The 17379-nt window shown below is 71.7% G+C and carries 15 protein-coding genes and 1 pseudogene; 3 read left to right on the top strand and 13 right to left on the bottom strand.

What is annotated here, in order from left to right; genetic code table 11:
• Positions 1-7 precede the first annotated feature (7 nt).
• A complete protein-coding gene (locus QQM39_RS00880) occupies positions 8-355 on the bottom strand; it encodes a hypothetical protein (RefSeq protein ID WP_301994640.1) in 348 nt (115 codons plus the stop codon).
• A gap of 108 nt (positions 356-463) precedes the next feature.
• Positions 464-1426, bottom strand: a complete 963-nt coding sequence (locus tag QQM39_RS00875) for a GlxA family transcriptional regulator (RefSeq protein WP_301994639.1) — start codon at positions 1424-1426, stop codon at positions 464-466.
• A 156-nt stretch (positions 1427-1582) separates the two neighbouring features.
• Here QQM39_RS00875 and QQM39_RS00870 point away from each other — a divergent pair, with 156 nt between their 5' ends.
• Together QQM39_RS00870 and QQM39_RS00865 are read left to right on the top strand one after the other, a co-directional pair.
• The gene (locus tag QQM39_RS00870; RefSeq protein ID WP_301994638.1) at positions 1583-2044 is read left to right on the top strand and encodes a DUF2269 family protein; all 462 of its coding nucleotides are present in this window, start codon (positions 1583-1585) and stop codon (positions 2042-2044) included.
• A gap of 113 nt (positions 2045-2157) precedes the next feature.
• Positions 2158-2376 carry a hypothetical protein gene (locus QQM39_RS00865; RefSeq protein WP_301994637.1) on the top strand — a complete coding sequence of 73 codons (219 nt, stop codon included), beginning with the start codon at positions 2158-2160 and terminating at the stop codon, positions 2374-2376.
• A gap of 6 nt (positions 2377-2382) precedes the next feature.
• On the opposite strand, the gene tgmB is transcribed toward QQM39_RS00865, so the two are convergent.
• The 4 genes from tgmB to QQM39_RS00845 form a co-directional block, all read right to left on the bottom strand.
• Complete coding sequence (tgmB, locus tag QQM39_RS00860) at positions 2383-3357, bottom strand: ATP-grasp ribosomal peptide maturase (RefSeq protein WP_301994636.1); 975 nt, start codon at positions 3355-3357, stop codon at positions 2383-2385.
• A gap of 16 nt (positions 3358-3373) precedes the next feature.
• Positions 3374-3565, bottom strand: coding sequence for a putative ATP-grasp-modified RiPP (gene tgmA / locus QQM39_RS00855; protein WP_301994635.1), 192 nt, complete (start codon positions 3563-3565; stop codon positions 3374-3376).
• Between the two features lie 118 nt (positions 3566-3683).
• Positions 3684-3980, bottom strand: a complete 297-nt coding sequence (locus QQM39_RS00850) for a YkvA family protein (RefSeq protein ID WP_301994633.1) — start codon at positions 3978-3980, stop codon at positions 3684-3686.
• 209 nt (positions 3981-4189) lie between these two features.
• The gene (locus QQM39_RS00845; protein ID WP_301994632.1) at positions 4190-5350 is read right to left on the bottom strand and encodes a methyltransferase domain-containing protein; all 1161 of its coding nucleotides are present in this window, start codon (positions 5348-5350) and stop codon (positions 4190-4192) included.
• Positions 5351-5517: 167 nt separating this feature from the next.
• Here QQM39_RS00845 and QQM39_RS00840 point away from each other — a divergent pair, with 167 nt between their 5' ends.
• The gene (locus tag QQM39_RS00840; protein WP_301994631.1) at positions 5518-6180 is read left to right on the top strand and encodes a 1,4-alpha-glucan branching protein; all 663 of its coding nucleotides are present in this window, start codon (positions 5518-5520) and stop codon (positions 6178-6180) included.
• Between the two features lie 8 nt (positions 6181-6188).
• Here the strand turns inward: QQM39_RS00840 and QQM39_RS00835 are convergent, their stop codons facing one another.
• From QQM39_RS00835 to QQM39_RS00805, 7 genes and pseudogenes are all read right to left on the bottom strand, one after another.
• Entirely contained in the window at positions 6189-7361 is a 1173-nt protein-coding gene (locus QQM39_RS00835; RefSeq protein ID WP_301994630.1) for a hypothetical protein, read from the bottom strand.
• A gap of 223 nt (positions 7362-7584) precedes the next feature.
• Positions 7585-8082 (bottom strand): lamin tail domain-containing protein, encoded by a 498-nt coding sequence (locus QQM39_RS00830; protein ID WP_301994629.1) that lies wholly within the window; start codon positions 8080-8082, stop codon positions 7585-7587.
• A gap of 102 nt (positions 8083-8184) precedes the next feature.
• Positions 8185-9014, bottom strand: a pseudogene (locus tag QQM39_RS00825) (DUF1152 domain-containing protein); the annotation flags it as partial.
• A gap of 128 nt (positions 9015-9142) precedes the next feature.
• On the bottom strand, positions 9143-10507 hold the full coding sequence (locus QQM39_RS00820; RefSeq protein WP_301994628.1) for an FAD-dependent oxidoreductase: 1365 nt from the start codon (positions 10505-10507) through the stop codon (positions 9143-9145).
• 203 nt (positions 10508-10710) lie between these two features.
• Entirely contained in the window at positions 10711-11529 is an 819-nt protein-coding gene (locus tag QQM39_RS00815; RefSeq protein ID WP_301994627.1) for a chitosanase, read from the bottom strand.
• 164 nt (positions 11530-11693) lie between these two features.
• Positions 11694-14471 carry a SpoIIE family protein phosphatase/ATP-binding protein gene (locus QQM39_RS00810; RefSeq protein ID WP_301994626.1) on the bottom strand — a complete coding sequence of 926 codons (2778 nt, stop codon included), beginning with the start codon at positions 14469-14471 and terminating at the stop codon, positions 11694-11696.
• Positions 14472-14635: 164 nt separating this feature from the next.
• On the bottom strand, positions 14636-17161 hold the full coding sequence (locus tag QQM39_RS00805; protein WP_301994625.1) for a SpoIIE family protein phosphatase: 2526 nt from the start codon (positions 17159-17161) through the stop codon (positions 14636-14638).
• Between the last annotated feature and the right edge of the window lie 218 nt (positions 17162-17379).

The following is a 17379-nucleotide window of genomic DNA, read 5'->3' as shown; positions in this document are numbered from 1 at the left end:
CGGACACTCACGCGGCGCTGCTGCTCCGCGGCATCCCGTGCCGGCAAGTCACATCGTGCTGACTGCCGAGGCTCGTCCACCAGCGCTCGCAGCACGCCGAGTCGAGTTCCGCACGGACGATCGCCTCGGCGGTGTCGCCGGTGCGCCCGGTCCGTGCGATCAGCTCCAGGAGCCACCGCCGCTGTTCGCCGATCACGGTCTCCCGTACGACGGCGATGACCGGCACGAGACTGGCGGCGGCGAACAGGCACGCCCCCCACACGGGGCCGTACCGGAAGGTGAGGACCGAGGTCCAGGCGAGCCCCGCGCTCGTGGCGATGTAGAGGACACAGAGGAGGCGGCTGGAGCAGTTCATGGGCGTACACCGTCCTTGGGGAGGATCGATACCCCTTGTCCAACTGCTGACGGCCCGCGTGGACTCGGGTGATTTATCCCACCGTGACTGAACAGGGCGAGCCACCGGTTATGACTGGGCGCCGACCGCGGCCTTCCCCTGGAACGCGGAGCGGTAGGCGAGCGGCGTGGTGCCGACCACCCGGCGGAAGCGCTCCCGGAACGCCGTGGGCGAACCGAACCCCGCCTGCCGTGCGATCCGTTCGATCGGGTGGTCGCTGTTCTCCAGCAGATACTGGGCCCGCCGCACCCGCGCCCGCAGCAGCCACTGCAGCGGAGTGGTGCCGGTCTGCTCACGGAACCGGCGGCTGAAGGTGCGCTCACTCATCCCCGAACGCTCCGCCATCGCCCCGAGGGTGATCTCGCCGGCCAGGTTGTCCTCGATCCACTCCAGCAGCGGTTCCAGCGCCGAACCCCGCGGTACGGGCGGGTGCTCGTGCACGATGAACTGCGCCTGCCCGCCCTCCCGTTCCAGCGGTACGACGGCCATGCGCGCGGTGTGCGCGGCGACGGCCGACCCCAGGTCCCGCCGGATCATGTGCAGGCACATGTCCAGTCCGGCGGCGGCTCCGGCGGAGGTGAGGACCTGCCCGTTGTCGACATACAGCACGTCCGGCTCCACCTGGACGCGCGGGAAGCGCCGCGCCAGCTCGTCGGTGGCCATCCAGTGCGTGGTGGCCCGCAGCCCGTCCAGCAGTCCGGCCTCGGCCAGCACGAAGGCGCCCACGCACACCGACGCGATCCGCGTGCCGGCCCGCGCCGCCTCCCGCAGGGCCGCCACCACCCGCGCGGAGGGCGGCCCCGTCTCGTCGCAGCCCGGCACGATGACCGTGTCCGCGTCCACCAGCCCGTCGAGCCCGCGGTCGATCCGCAGGGCGAAGCCCTCCGTGGGCACCTCCGGCGACTCGGCGCACAGCCGGACCCGGTAGGGGCGGCGACCGTCCGGCAACCGCGTCCAGCCGAACATCTGGAAGGGCGTCGCCATGTCGAACGGCACCACGTTGTCGAGAACCAGGATCGCCACGGTGTGCATGAACGCCACCCTAGGTGGATTCCCGCCAGACACATAAGTGCAGGTGGCACATGTGAGGTGCGGTGAAAGAGCGGGCAGAAGTGTTGGCGAGAACCCGTTGGAAGCTGTCATTTCAGCCTCTGTCCGATCGCCCGTGCGATCCCTAGCGTGGGGCGGGTGACCAAGATCCTCCTCACCCTTCACGTCCTGGCCGCCATCGTCGCCGTCGGCCCCGTCACCGTCGCGGCCAGCATGTTCCCGCCGGCCGCGCGCCGCGTCCCGGCGACGGACGGGGCGGTGGCGGTGGGCACCGTCCGGCTCCTGCACCGCATCTGCCGCGTCTACGGAGCCATCGGGGTGTCGGTCCCCGTGCTCGGCCTGGCCACCGCCCTGGCCATGGGCGTCCTGGGCAGCGGATGGCTCATCACGTCCATCGCCCTGACCGCCGCGGCCGCCGGAATCCTGGTCGCCTTCGTCCTGCCCCGCCAGGAGGAACTCCTCGAGCGACTGGGCGCCGAGCAGCCCGTCGAGCACGCGGCCACCGTTCAACTCGCCATGTTCACCGGCATCTTCAACCTCCTGTGGGCGACCGTCACCGTCCTGATGATCGTCCGTCCCGGCTCGACTACGGGTGCCTGACCCCGGCCGTCAAGTGCTCTGGCAGAATTCGCACTTCAGTGTGCGTCGGCGCCTAGACTCGACAGCCGTGCCCAAATGCACACAGGGCCACGACATGAAAGGCGCGTTGACGGGTGTTCCAGGATTCCCCCATTTACGACCGGCTCATCGCGGAGCGCGGCGACATCCCCCTGCAGGTGCGCCGGGAGGCCGAACGCGTCAGCAGAGAAGTGGAGTTCGCCATGCAGCCGCTGCTACGGTCCGGCGGCCACGCACCGGCTCCCGGACGCCCGGGACCCCCGGCCCCGACCTGGCAGCGCGGCGCCCTGCCGCCCGGCCCGCAGCAGCTCTGAGCGCGGTCAGGGAACCTGCGCGCTCGCACCGTGCACCTGCGACTGCCGCCACGAGGCGGGCCGGGCGAGCCACTCGGCGATGCCGAGGGCGATCGGCTGGCCCGTGTCCACCTCGATGAACCCGAACTGACCGGACTGGTTGCACTCCAGGAACCACCACGTCCCGTCGGCGTCCTCCACGAAGTCGAAAGCCCCGTAGGCGAGTTCGGCCTCCCGCATGTAGGCGCGGACGGCCTCGGCGACGCGCGGTGCGACCTCGGTGGGACGCCATGGCGCGTCCGACGCGTCGAAGCGGACGTCCACCTCGGCCTCGGGGTCGGTCGTCCTGCGGGCGGCCAGCAGCCGCTCGCCCACCACCGTGAGACGGATGTCGGCCCGCTTGGCGACGCGCCGTTGCAGCAGGGTGGGCCCGAACGCGACGGCGGAGAAGTCCGCGTCCGGGGACACCCTGCTGGTCGGCACCGCCCGCGGCGGATCCTGCGGATGCGTGCCGGAGACCGGCTTGACCACCAGATCCGGATAGCGGTCGGCGAAATCGCGGGCGGCCTGCGGAAAAGTCGTGATCAACGTGGCTGGCACGGGCAGCCCGCAGCGCTGGGCCACCCGCAGCTGCCACGGCTTGTAGCGGGCCCGGCGGGCCGCGTCGGGATGGTTCATCCAGCGGGCGTCACACCCGCGCAGCATGCCGTACAGCGCCTGCCCGGCCTCCTCCGCCAGCCAGGCGGAGGGCATGACCGCCCGGGCCGCCGCGGTCCCCGGCCGGCGCATCCAGACCGACCGCAGCCCGTCGATGCCCACCAGGCGTCCCGCGGACGACAGATGGCCACGGAAAGCGCCCTGCGCATACTCGCCCGACAGAGCGACCCCGCCGGTCAGGTCGGCGGGATCGATGCGGACCACCGGGACGCCGGACGCGTTCAGGTGCACGACCACCATGTCCGCCGTCACGTCTTCTTCGCTCGTCAGAATCAAGACGGTCATCGTCGCCGCCCTGTGTTCAGTCGTCGAAGTGGGTCTTCGAGCCCGCCGTGGACGTCGTGGTCCCCAGCTCCCGCAACAGAGCATGATCACGGGCGGCTATTCGCCCGTCACGGAGCACGTTCAACTGCAGACCGGAGTCGTAGACGTACGGAGCGGTGACCTCCAACTCCGCCGCCGGCCGTGCATAGTTGAGCGCGAACGGTTGCATCGTCTCTCCCTCACAGGTGCTGCTCCGATCGAGCCTGGTCACCCAGCGGCGCCCTTGGGTCCGAAGAGGCCCTTTGGTTTCCACCTACTTAAACGAATCGAACGAGTGATTGGTTTCCTTACTTTCTGTGACCAACGGCGTCCGGCGGTCCCGCATCGGGAGAACGGCGCAGGGTACGCAGTGCCAGCAAGAGCACGCCGATGTCGTCCAGATACACCGGATCCGGCACCAGATCGGCGGGCAGCACGAAGTACGCGACGGCACCCCAGAACACCCATCGCGGCCCGGTCGGCAGCCCGGCACGCCGCATGACGCGCCGGGTCCGCACCAGCCGCACCAGCACGCCGACGGCCACGGCGAGCACCAGGGCCGCCAGGGCCACGGCGACGACGATCACTGTGGTGGTCGACTCCACGGACCCTCCTCCTGCCGGCGGTGCGCACGACACACTGCTCGTCGGATTCCCCCTCGCGGCGTGCGCATTGCATGAGGGCGGTCACCTGGCGGCTCCCGTCACCCGTCAGGACGAAAGACGCGCGACCGGCCCCGGCACCTGCCTGGGCAGGAGCGGAGACCGCCCACCACGCGCACCGAAGGCAACCCGCCGGACGCAGTACGCGCCACCTACGACTCCTGCGCAGGCGGCGTACGCACCGCGAGGGGACGAGCGCCGCCGTTGTTGGCCTGCGCCTGTCGCCGGGCCCGAGCGCGCCCGCGGTCGCGTGGCCGTTCGAGGCGGACCAGCAGCGGACGGCTGCCGAACAGGCTCAGCTGCTGCACATGGACGGGTGCCAGGCCGAGCGACAGGGCATGGCCCAGTCCCCGCGCCTCGGGCAGCAGCACGATCGCCCGCCCCTCGTCGGTGAGGACGCGGGCGAGTTCGCGCCACCGTCGCTCCGGGTGCCCGGCGAGGCGCCCACCCGCGTCGACCTGTTCGCCCCAGGGCGGGTTGCACAGGACGCGGTCGATACTGCGATCGGCGACGGGCAGGGCGCCGGCGTCGCCGCGCTCCACGGTGACCGGGAGCGGCCCGGCGTTGAGCCGTGCCGCCCGCCGCGCGGCCGGATCGAGATCGAACCCGAGCAGGGTGGTGCCCGGCACCGTGTGGTGGGCCTCGATGAGCAGCGTCCCCGCGCCACAGCACGGATCCAGCACCCGCTGGCCCGGGCGCAGTTCGGCCGCCTGGGCCATGGCGGCGGCGACCGGCGGGTGCAGGGTGCCCGCAACGGTCGCGTCCTTGTAGGCGCGCCGGTGCGCCGGGCGCCGCCCGAGGCGCAGCAGCAGGGTGGCGTGGGCGCCGTCCAGCGTCAGCCGCCATCCGCTGTGGCCGGGCGGCGCGGGCTCGCCGTGCCGGCGCGCGTGGTACGGCACACCGGCGCGCTCGGCCAGTACCCGGCCGACGGCGTCCTCGATGTCGTACCGGTTGTACGTCCTGCGCCCCAGGAAGGACGCCGAGATCTCGATCCCGCCGAACCCGGCCGGCCCGCCGCGGGCCCGGCGTTCCCGCGCCAGCTCCTCCAGATCGACCGCACGGGCCATCTCGGCCAGCGCGGCCAGGTCGCTCTTGTGCGGGCCGACGTCGTCCTGGCGGCGGGCGAGCAGCAAGACGTCGTCGGCGGTCCGCAGCCGCACCCGGCCGTCGCCGTTACCGGAAGGGGTGTCGGTGCTGGTCCGGAAGCCCACCTCACGGTGGCCGATCCAGTCGATGGTCGCGGAACCCGTCCGCAGAATTTCCGTGCCGAGTGCGGGCTCCAGCCCGCGTACGCACCGCGCCACCATGCGCATGATGCCGTTCTCTCCCACGTCGCAGCCCGGGACGGCGGAGGACCGTCCCGCATCGCCGGCGCCGGGTCGAGCCGCGCAGTGCCGACGGAGCGGCTAGCGGAGGGGGAAGAAGTACGTCATGATCGAACACAGTGCCAGCGCGTCAACTTCCGTGAGAGCCTGCGGACATGGCCTTGATTCACCGCACCACCCTCAAACCGACCAAGCTGGAACTGCTCACCTCCTGGCTGCCCTCCCGCCCGTGGTACGGCGGCGCCGGTGACCCGAAGCTGGCCAAGGCCGGCGGCTTCCGGCTCGACGACCCGCAGGGCGAGGTCGGGATCGAGTTCATGGTGGCCACCGACACCGCCGGCGCCGAGCCGGTCAGCTACCTGGCGCCGCTGACCTATCGCGGCGCCCCTCTCGACGGAGCGGAGCACGCCCTCGTCGGGACCATGGAGCACGGCGTGCTGGGGCAGCGCTGGGCCTACGACGGCTGCCACGACCCGGTACTGGTCGCCCAGTTGTGGGCCCTGATCGAGGGCCGGGTCCAGGCTCAGGCACAGAGCATCACCGACACCGTCGACGAGGAGGTCACCCACTCCTACGCCGGTGCGGGCCTCACCTCGACGCAGATCGCGGCCCCTGCCACCGACGACGCGGACGGCACCAGGCTGACGGCACCGGACGGCTCGATTCTCCATCTGCACCGGGTTCTGCGGCCCGCCCCGAACGCCGCGTCGCTCCTTCCCGAAGGAGCCACCGGTCATGTCAGCGGCGCCTGGCAGCTCCCGGACGGCACCCGCGCCCACGGGCTGTTCGCCGCCCTACACGCAGGCGCCCGGAGCTAGCACCGGCTCTAGCGGTCCGAAGTCTCCGCCCGCTCCTCGACGGCCTTGCCCTCCTGCTCACCGTCCGCGCCGGACCCGGGCCTGCGCGCCCACGCGGGGACCTTGAGGCGCTCGAAGGTCCGGGTCAGCTGCTGGAGTGGGGAGGCCGAGGAGGCCGTCGGGGCGGCGTCCGGCTCGGGCCGTGTCTCGGGCACGGCCCCGGCGGACTCCCGGTAGGCCGCCAGCGCGGCGTGCGCCTGCTCGGCGGCCTCCCGGTACAGGTCGCGGGACTTCGTCATCGCCTCGAGCGCCTCGGCGTACATCGCCACGAGCTTGCGCTCACGGGCGAGTTCCTCCTCGAGCGTCAGCAGCCGCCAGTCCTCACGCAGCGCGGCGAGAGTCTCCTCGCCGCCCTCCGGCAACGGGCGCGGCAGCGCGGCGAACCGCGTCACGGCATGGATGAGCTCGGCCGGTTCCGAACCGTCGAGAAAGACGCTGCGTACGGCGAAGTCGTCGGCGTCGTAGCCGGACGAGGCCGCGGTCCCGGGCAGCACCACGGCACCACCGCGCGGCACCTGCACACCGAAGTCCCGCAAGGCCCAGTTCACGACGCGCAGCTGATGGGGCGCGGCACGATGCTCGACCACCCGGTGCCGCAGGCTCGGCGGCACCATCCCGGCCAGCGGCACGCGGCCGCGCTCGTCCGTGGACATGGCCTCGTGGACGACGACATGGATGCTCCAGCCGTCGCGCGCGCAGTCCCGCAACACGCGCCGTACGGCCTTGTCGTCCGAGGGGAGGGGGTTGATGTCCGTCAGGCGCAGGCCCGAGACCGCATCGTGGTCCCAGGTCCCGTCCGCACCCTGCGGCCAGAACATGGCGGCCGGCGACGGCCATCGCAGGTTCCACGGGGCCTCCGCCTCCGCGACCAGCGTCCACACCTGCCCCTCGGCGGAGCCGCGTTCGAGGGTCAGCCGGGCCCGGACGGTCACCGTCTCGGCGACCCGCCATCGCGCCTCGAAGATCCACTCCTGGGCGCCCTCGGCCTCGGGCACCTCCAGATGGTCGTCTATGACCCGGCTGTCCTTGAGCTGCCGCAGACTGAGCCGGAGTACGTCTTCCGCGGCGGGGCCGACGTGGCGGCCACGGGCCGACCACACCGAGGGCGGGGTCGTGGGGCGGGCGCTGGAGGAGCTGGGCATGGGGTCCATCTGTGAGCGGGGACACGTGCTCGTACCAGTATCGTCGCCGCCGACGGATGCCGGTCGGGCGGGGGTCCGCACACGGGGTGTGCACGAGGCGCACAGCCCGACCGCCGCTCACTCGTGGCCCGCGCCACGTCCGGTCATGACAATGACTCGGTGAGCAGGACCCGCCCACCATCCGCATGGGGGCGGGTCCTGCTCACGTGCGGCCCGCGAACGGTCAGCCGTGGTAGGTGATGTAGCCGTTCCCGTCCGGGTCGCTGCCGCTCTTGGTGTACGAGTGCGAGTCGGCGCCGGCGCCCGAGGGCTTGTACAGCTTGATGGTGTCCTTGTCGTTGTTCCACATGAAGTTGCAGTTGTCGCGGTACACGACGTTCTTGCTGTCGGAGTCGGTGCCGTTGCCGCCCCGGAGCTTCACGTAGTCACCGGGCTGCAGATAGTGGTTCGCGCTGAAGACGAACTTGTTGGTGGTACTGGCATCCCTCACGACGTAGCCCTTGAGGTTCACCGTCTTGCTCGACGAGTAGTTCTTGATCGTCAGGTATTCGTCGTCGGTGTTGCCGGTGGAGCAGTTGTTGGAGTCGCGGCCGGGGGCGTCGTACTGGATGCCCTTGATCTTCAGCGCGGACGAGTACTCGGTGGCCTGTGCCGGTACGGCGGACAGCGCGGCGAGCGCGCCGGTCGCGACGGCGGTTGTGGCGACCATGCGTATACCCATGGAGAAACATCCCCCCTATATGGAGCTTCTGTGAAGATCAGGAGTGTATGCAGTTCACGCGAGTGTCGTGGCGACTTCACCGAAATGTGAGACAGGGGCGCGTCAGTGCGGGTAGGCCCGCGGGGGCCGCTGCCCGGGGAGTTCGTCGCGGAAGTCGGCGATGGCCGAGCTGATCTGGCGCATGAGCGCGGTGTTCTCCAGCCGGTCGAGAGAGAGGTTGCGCCGGGCCAGGGCGGCGCGTCCACGCAGAAGTACAGGGCCATGAGCGGATTGACGAACAGCTCGCTGTCCCTGGTCCGTTCGGTGAACCGTACGTCGCCGAAGTCACCGCGCACCGCGGCCGCGACGGAGCCCTGGACGATGCTCGGGTGGTCCGGCGTGCACCGCTGGGCGTGCTCCACCGCGTCGAGGTAGAGGCTCCCCTCCCGGCTGTCGCGCGGCAGCGAGAACGTGCCGAGGTAGCCGCCCTCGCGGTCCAGCGCGGCGAGGTTCTCCAGCACCAGGCAGTGGTTCACGCCGTGATGGGCGTCCACCCCGAACCCGAGGCAGGCCACCAGCCGCACGGGAACCTCGTCGAGCCCGGCCGCGGCGGCCAGGCCGGCCATGTCCTCCTCCGGCGTGCCCAGCCCGTTCTCGTCGCCGCGCATCAGGATGTCGGTCCCGCCGTCCACCAGCACGATGGCGTCCACGCCGCCCAGATGCCGGGCAAGGGCGCGGTAGGCGGCCCTGAGCGGCTGGACGCCCGTGAGGGGGAGCGCGTACACCGTGTCGGGCAGGTCATGCCGGGCGAGCCAGGTGGCGAGCGTCCGCTCGGGGAAGTAGTCGCCGCGGACCGCGGTGTCCGGGCGTATCGCCGCGACGTCGTGGTCCACCCACACATCGCGGTTCAGCCCGTACAGATCCGAGAAGGACAGACTGGCCAGCTGGACCTCAGTGAGAACACCGGGGGAGCTAACAGGCGGCGATCACCGCGGAGAGCGTGAAAGCAGAGAGAGGGCCGGGCAATGAACCCCGGCCCTCTCCCTCTCTGTGCCTCAGTCTCTGTGTCTCTGTATGTGACTTACGCGCCGCTCTCCCGGAGCATGTCCTCGCGCTCGACGATCTTCACGCGCTCACGGCCCTCCGGCTCGCCCAGCGCCTTCTCGGCGGCGTCGAGCTTGTACCAGCCCTCCCAGGTGGTGAAGCGGATCTCGCGCTCGGCGAGGAACGCCTCCACGGCCTCCGGCTCGGGCGAATCCGGCGTCTGCAGACGGCCGTTCGCGAAGTCGTCCAGGAGGTTCGACACCGTCTCGTTGGCGTCACCCTTGGTGTGGCCGATCAGGCCCACCGGACCGCGCCGGATCCAGCCGGTGACGTACGTCGACTGCAGGTGCTCGCCGGACTCCTGTATGACGCGGCCGCCCTCGTCCGGGACCGTGCCCGAGTCGATGTCCCAGGGCAGCTTGGGGAGTTTGTCGGAGAGGTAGCCGACGGCGCGGTAGACCGCGGTGACGTCCCAGTCCTTGAACTCGCCGGTGCCCTTGACGTTGCCGGTGCCGTCGAGGGCGGTGCGCTCGGTGCGCAGGCCGACGACCTTGCCGTCCTCGCCGAGGATCTCCGTGGGCGACTCGAAGAAGTGCAGGAACAGCTTGTGCGGGCGGTCGCCGACGTCGCGGATCGCCCAGTTCTCCAGGGTCTTGGCGACCATGTCGGCCTGCTTGTTGCCGCGCCGGGTCTCGATCGAGCCCTCGTCGTAGTCGATGTCCTCGGGGTCGACGATGACCTCGATGTTGGGGGAGTGGTCCAGCTCGCGAAGCTCCATCGGGGAGAACTTCGCCTGCGCCGGCCCGCGGCGGCCGAAGACGTGGACCTCCAGCGCCTTGTTGGCCTTGAGGCCCTCGTGGACGTTCGGCGGGATCTCCGTCGGCAGCAGCTCGTCCGCCGTCTTGGCCAGGATGCGGGCCACGTCGAGCGCGACGTTGCCGACGCCGAGCACGGCGACCTTCTCCGCTTCGAGCGGCCAGGTGCGCGGCACGTCCGGGTGGCCGTCGTACCAGGAGACGAAGTCCGCGGCGCCGTACGACCCGTCGAGGTCGATGCCCGGGATCGGCAGCGCCCGGTCGGCCGTCGCACCCGTCGAGAAGATCACGGCGTCGTAGAACGCGCGCAGATCGTCCAGGCTGATGTCGGTCGGGTAGTCGACGTTGCCGAAGAGGCGGATCTGCGGCTTGTCGAGCACCTGGTGGAGGGCTGTGATGATGCCCTTGATGCGGGGGTGGTCGGGCGCGACGCCGTAACGGATCAGGCCGAACGGCGCCGGCATGCGCTCGAAGAGGTCGATGGACACGCCGGGTTCGGCGGCCACGTCGGACTTGAGCAGGGCGTCGGCGGCGTAGATCCCGGCGGGGCCGGCTCCGACGATGGCTACCCGCAGGGGGCGGGGCATGATCAGGGTCCCTTCGAGCGGTGGCAAGCGATCTCGTCGGGAAGCCTAAGCTAAGGCAAGCCTAAGTCGGTACGCGGGTCCGCTCTATGAGCTCATAAATCTACTTTATGAGGCTTCCGGGCCGTGCCGGTCACTGTCTCATGCCGGGCGAGGGGCGTGTACGGCGCGGTCCGGCGCCCCGTTTCCGGGGCGCCGGGTGGTGCTCAGCCGATGTGGTAACTGTCCCCGTACACCTTCCAGTCGAGCGGCGGATCGAGGTCGAGGTTGCCCTTGCGCAGGAAGACCCGCTGGGCCGTGTCGACCCGGCTGGTGTCGCGGTGGGCCTCCTCCTGCTTCATGGCCCACACCCGCGCGTCCAGGAAGGCGTGCAGGTAGGTGACTTCGTCGCCGCCCTGCGCCGGCGGCCGGGCCCGGTTCAGGGCGCGCCTGCGGATGTTGCGGAAGCTGGTGGGGTCGCTTCCGTCGCCGTGCATGACGATGGCGTCGTAGTACGCGAACTGGCCGAGCACCCGCAGGCCGTCGTTCTTGCCCTGCCGTACGGCCGGGTTGAAGTACACCCGGTCGCGCTCGTCGTTCTGCGCCTGCCGGAACGCCTGGTCCTGCGCGGCCCGGACCCAGTCGCGGGGGAAGTGCGGGTCGAGCCCGTCATGCGAGTCGGTGCCGTTCACCCGGCGCAGCGCCGGCAGGTACGGGGCGAGGACGTTGCCGGGGCGGCGGTCGGCGTACAACTCGACGAGTTCGAGCATGTCGCCCGTGCCCGAGCAGAAGCCGATGATGCCGGCGGTGTAGCCGCGGCCGTCGCCGATGTCCTCGATGTACTTGTACTGGGCCTTCCAGTCGAGCGAGGAGTTCTCCGCGCTCGACACCAGCCGCATGGCGATCTCCTTCTTCGCCGGGTCGTCGAGTCCCACCGCGGCGCGGACCGCGGCGGCCCGGGGGGAGTTGAGGAGCGGGGTCGATACCAAGGACGCACCGATCAGAGCGAGGAGTGTGCGGCGCGACGCTTGCGGGGGGTGCTGCACGGCGGCTCCAAGGGGTGGTGGGGGGTGGGGAGTTGACTGTAAACTGCCACTGATAGGAAAGTTTCCTACCAAATGTGGGGGGCGAGTGGCAGTCGTCGCGTCAAAGGTTCGTACCAATGCACAAACGGACGTGTACAAGCAGGCGGTGTACGGACCGGCGCCGGCTACGGCAGCGGCTGCTCCGCCCAGATCACCTTGCCCGTGGGCAGGTACCGCGTACCCCAGCGCTCGGCGAGCTGCGCCACCAGGAAAAGGCCGCGCCCGCCCTCGTCCGTCATGGCCGCGTAGCGCAAATGCGGCGAGGTGCTGCTGGCGTCGAAGACCTCGCAGATCAGCGTGCGGTCGCGCAACATACGCACGCGGATCGGGCCACCGCCGTACCGGATCGCGTTGGTGACCAGCTCACTCAGGATCAGCTCAGTGGTGAACGACAGCTCCTCCAGCCCCCACCTCTCCAGCGTCCCCGTCACATCGGAGCGCACCTGGGCGACGGCCGCCGGATCGGACGGGACCTGCCACTCGGCGACCAGGTCGGCGCCGAGCGCCCGCGTCCGCGCCACGATCAGCGCGATGTCGTCGCTCGGCCGGTCCGGCAGCTGGGTGTCCAGTACGGACTGGCAGGTCTCCTCCGGCGACCGGCCGGCCCGGGCCAGCGCGGCCCGCAGCAGCTCCAGACCTTCGTCGATGTCCCGCCCCCGGTCCTCCACGAGCCCGTCCGTGTAGAGCACCAGCCGGCTGTCCTGCGCCAGCTCCAGCTCGGCCGTCTCGAACGGCAGCCCGCCCAGGCCCAGCGGGGGACCGGCGGGCACGTCGGGGAACTCGACGGTGCCGTCCAGGCCGATCAGGGCCGGCGGCGGATGGCCGGCGCGGGCGATGGTGCACCGCCGGGAGACCGGGTCGTAGATCGCGTACAGACAGGTCGCGCCGGCCACCGGAGCGCTGTCGCCCTCCTCCGTCTCGTCCTGGTCGATCCGGGCGACCAGCTCGTCGAGAAGCGCGAGCAGCTCGTCGGGCGGCAGGTCCAGGGCGGAGAAGTTGTGCACGGCCGTACGCAGCCGTCCCATCGTGGCCGCCGCGTGCAGCCCGTGGCCGACGACGTCCCCCACCACCAGCGCCACCCGGGCACCGGACAGCGGCAGCACGTCGAACCAGTCGCCGCCCACCCCGGCCTGCGCCGGCAGATACCGGTAGGCGATGTCCAGCGCGTTCTGCTCGGGCAGGCGCCGCGGCAGCAGGCTGCGCTGCAGGGTCACCGCCATGCTGTGCTCGCGCGTGTACCGGCGGGCGTTGTCGATGGACACCGCCGCCCGCGCGACGAGCTCCTCGGCGAGCGCGACCTCGTCGGCGTCGAACGGCTCGCCCTTCTGCGACCGCCAGAAACTGACCACGCCCAGCACCAGGGACCCCGCCCTGAGCGGGACGGCGATCAGTGAGTGGATGCCGAACTCCACGACCTGCGCCGACCGCTCCAGGTCCTGGGCGCGCCAGCCCGGCGCCTGGAGAAGCCGCGGTTCGACGACGGCCTGGCCGTCGCTGAGCGCACGGGCCTGCGGCGAGGAGTCCACGAGCCGGATCTGCTCGCCCACGGGGTACAGCGGCGCGTCCTTGCGTATCCCGCTGGACGCCGTGCGCCTGAGCCGGGTCACCCCCTCCGGCTGCCCGCCGCCCAGCACCGCGTCGAACAGGTCGACGGTGGCGTAGTCCGCGAACCGGGGCACCGCGAGCTCCGCCAGTTCCTCGGCGGTACGGGTGACGTCCAGGCTGGTGCCGATGCCGACACCGGCGTCGTACAGCATGTTCAGGCGCTCGCGGGCCTCCTCGGCCCGGCCGGACAGGGCCCGCAGCTCCGTGGAGTCGCGGAGCGTGGCGACGCTGCCGGAGGGTCGGCCCCTGAGGTGGGTGGGACGTTGGTTGACGGCGAGGAGCCGGTCCTTGACCAGGTGCACCTCGTCCGTGGCCATCCGGCCCGAGTCCAGCAGTCCGGCGGTGTCGGGGGCGAGGCCGAGGTCGAGCACCCGGCGTCCCTCGGCGTGCTCGGGCAGGTCGAGCAGGCGGTGCGCCTCGTCGTTGGCGAGCAGCAGGCGCCCCTCGTCGCCGACGATGATCACGCCCTCCCGGACGGCGTGCAGGACGGCGTCGTGGTGCTCGTACATCCGGGTCATCTCGTCCGGCCCGAGGCCGTGCGTCTGCCGCAGCAGCCGCTTGCTGACCAGGGCCGTGCCCGCCGTGGACAGGGCGAGTGCCACCGCCGCGGCGGTCAGGACGAGCGGCAGCTGCCGGTCCGCGGTACCGCCCACGGTCTTCGTCGTGATCCCGGCCGACACCAGGCCCACGACCTTCCCGTCGGGATCCTTGACGGGGACCACCGCCTGCACGAGCGGACCGAGGGTCCCGGTGATGTGTTCGACCACGACCTTCCCGGCCAGCGCCGGTTCCAGGGTCCCGACGAACTTCTTGCCGATGCGGTCCGGCTTGGGGTGGGTGTAGCGGATGCCGTCGGTGTTCATGACGACGATGAAGTCCACGTCGGTCGCCTCGCGCGCCGCCTCGGCCCGCGGCTGCAGGACGGCGCTGGGATCCGGGCTGTCCAGCGCCTCCCGGGTGCCGGGCGCGTTCGCGAACGCCTCGGCGACCGCCACGGAGCGGTTGCGTGCCTCCTGTGTGGTGTCGTACCGCGTCTGCAGTACGAGTGCCACCACAGCGGCGACGACCAGCAGCAGCACGATCACCACTTGCAGCAGGAACACCTGCCCGGCGACGCTGCGCCCGCCCAGTGCCGACCGCACCCCGGCGAGCGGGCCCTTGCGCCGCCCCCCGGCCAGTGGATCGCGCGGCACTCCCCGCTCGGGTACCGCAAAATCGCGGTCGGGCGCACGTCGGGTGCGCAGACCGCTCGGACGACGGGCCGACCGGGCCCCGGATCGACCCGTTAGTCGGACCATGTGCCCATGTCTACACTGCCCGGCCTCAGGAGGCGAGAGACGTCACGGACCGTGACAGGACCTGCTTTCTCTCACACATCACGATCACAGAAGTGAGGGGGCGAATCCGGACAACTCCCGCCCCCGCAACAGGGTTACGGAGCCGGTGTCGTCGGCGCGCGCCCTCATTTCCGACGCGGTGGCGTGGCCCGCCGCGTGGCGAGCAGCAGCGCGATGTCGTCGGGGCGGTCCGCCGTGTGCCGGGCCGTCACGGTGAGCCGGTCGGCCACGCCCGCCAGCAAGCGGCCGCCCCGGCGGGCACCAGGGGCACCGGCCTTGGCCAGCGCCACCCGCAGCGCGCTGATGCCGTCGTCGATGTCGACACCGGGCCGCTCGACCAGCCCGTCCGTGTACAGGGCCAGTACGGCACCCGGCTCCATCCGCAGCTCCGCCACCGGATACTGGGCCTGCGGGTCCACGCCGAGCACGACCCCGCCGGGCAGGTCGACGACATGCGTACGGCCGTCGGGGCGGCGCAGCAGCGGCGGCAGGTGCCCGGCCACGGCCGCCTGGGCGACGCCGGTCGCGGGATCCAGCCGGATGTAGCAGCAGCTCGCGAACAGACCGGCGTCGAGGTCGATCAGCAGCCGGTTGGTGCCGCTCATGACCTCGTCGGGGGGCCGGTCGCCGAGGGCGAAAGCCCGCACGGCGCTGCGCAGCTGGCCCATGGTGGCCGCCGCCTGCACGCCATGCCCCTGCACATCGCCGATCACCAGGGCCAGACCGTCACCGGCCGCGACGACGTCGTACCAGTCGCCGCCCACCTCCATCCCCTGGGTGCCCGGCAGATACCGCCCGGTGGTCTCCACCAGCGGGTGCTGGGACAGCCGCCGGGGGAGCAGCGCCTGCTGCAGCCCACGGGCCAGCGCGGCCTCGCTCTCGTAGCGCTGTGCCTTCTCCATGGCGTGCGCGATCAGCCCGGCCATGGCGGTGAGCACCGTGCGTTCCTCGGTGCTGAAGCTGCGCGGCCGGTCGAAGCCGAGGATGCACGAGCCGACGGCACGCCCGGAGGCGATCAGGGGAAGGAAGGCGCGGGCTCCCTCGGTCGCGTCCAGCGCGATGCCCGGATAGGCGTCGGCGAGCTGCTGCATCGAGTCGAAGAACAGCGGGCGGCCACTGGTCAGCGTCTCGACGCCGGGCAGTCGCTCGTCCAGCCCCACTCCCTCGAACGGGGCGAGGAACCCCTTGGGGAAGCCGGTCTCCCAGGCCAGGTACAGATGCCGCTCCTGCAGCAGGTAGATGGCCAGCCGACGGCCGCCGAAGGCGGGCAGCAGCTCCCGCATCACCACGGCCGACACCTGACGGGCGGTGACCGCTTCCGTCAGCGCGATGGCGAGGACGATCGGGCGGTACAGGGGAGAGAGCGAAGGCGCACCGGCCGGCTCCGGCGGACCGTGCGCTTCCGGGAGGCCGGCCGGGACGTCCGCCATGCGGTGCCCCAGCCGCAGCGTGCACGTCAGCAGATCCCGGCCGGGATAGACGGACATCGCGAGCACGTCGCCCTCGACGGAGTCGGCGGCGGGCTCACGACTATGGGCGGACGGTCTGCGGACATGAAAGTGCATCGGCTCCGGAGACAGCAGGGCTCCGCGCAGATGATCCTCGACGGCGGGCTGGTTCAGCCACGGCACGCCCTCCCACAGAGTGCGGCCCAGCAACTCGGTGCGCGGCCGGCGCAGCAACCGCGCCGCATGCGGATTCGCGTAGACGACCGTGCCCACCCGGTCCAGGCAGAACACACCGTCCGGCAGCAGATCGGCCGCCGCGTCCGCCACCGCGCCCGGCCCCGGGTCGAGGACGACACCCCGTACCGTCGCCGCACCGAACGGCGCCGAGTCGTCGTGCGGCCCCCAGACCTCGACCAGCCGCAGCGCACCGTCCGGCGCACGCACATACAGCGGCAGGGCCGGCGGCCGGCCACCCGCCGCCTCCCGCAGCGCCGCCAGAATCCGCTCCGCATCCCCTGGTGCGACGGCCTCCGCGAACGCCTCCCCGGTGCCGTCGGCTTCCCCCGCGGTCGCGTCCAGTACGACGTTCAGCCGCTCGTCCGCCGTCACGAGGCCCGTCGCCGGATCCCAGGCGAACCGTCCGACGCGCCCCGTGGGCGGACGGCCGGACGGCGGCCGGACACACAGCGGCCCGCCGTCCCAGGACACCGCCGACGCGTCCCCGTCCTCCAGGGCCCCCAGCGCCGACCCCAGCTCCTCGGCCACCTGGGCCATGCGCTCGCGCGCGGGCAGCAGCTCCGTGGCGTCCGCCGCCGAGGGCCGCAGCACGGTCAGCACCCCGTACACGGCCGACCTGCCCGCCACGGGGACATGCAGGGACCCGAACTGGAACGGCAGACCGGCCGCGAACTGCGGATAGCGGCGCATCGTCTCCGTGGCGTTCGGCAGCACCACCTCCAGGCCGAGCCGATAGGCGTCCGCGACGGGAAACGGCCGGTCCGCATGCAGCCGCCACCACGGCCGGAACAGCGGCCCCGGCAGCCCCTCCAGCACCGCCAGACGAAGCAGTCCGGGCGTGCCGGAGCGCAGGTAGACCCCACCCGCGTGGCCACCGGCCGCGCTGATCGCCTCCGCCGAGGCATCGATCAGCAGCGCCGCCAGCCTGCCGGGCGTCCGCTCTGCGCCCTCGGCGCTCCCAGTCATCGGCCCTACCTCGTCCGTACGCCCATCACGCGCGCGACACAGCAAGAATGCGCCACGACGCACCCTGCCCGCACCTGGGCGGAGCAAGCGGGGCTGTGCGGTCTGTCCGACCGGGCCTCGCCGCAGCTGCCGGGCAGGGCACCCCCGGACATGCCCGACCCCGCAACCGGGCATCACGCCCACCCGTTGTCGGAGCGGGACCCGGCCCGGGAACAACC

Source organism: Streptomyces sp. DT2A-34 (genome assembly GCF_030499515.1).
GTDB lineage: Bacteria > Actinomycetota > Actinomycetes > Streptomycetales > Streptomycetaceae > Streptomyces.
The sequence above is the reverse complement of the archived record's forward strand: the minus strand, read 5'-3'. Positions and strand labels throughout refer to the sequence as shown.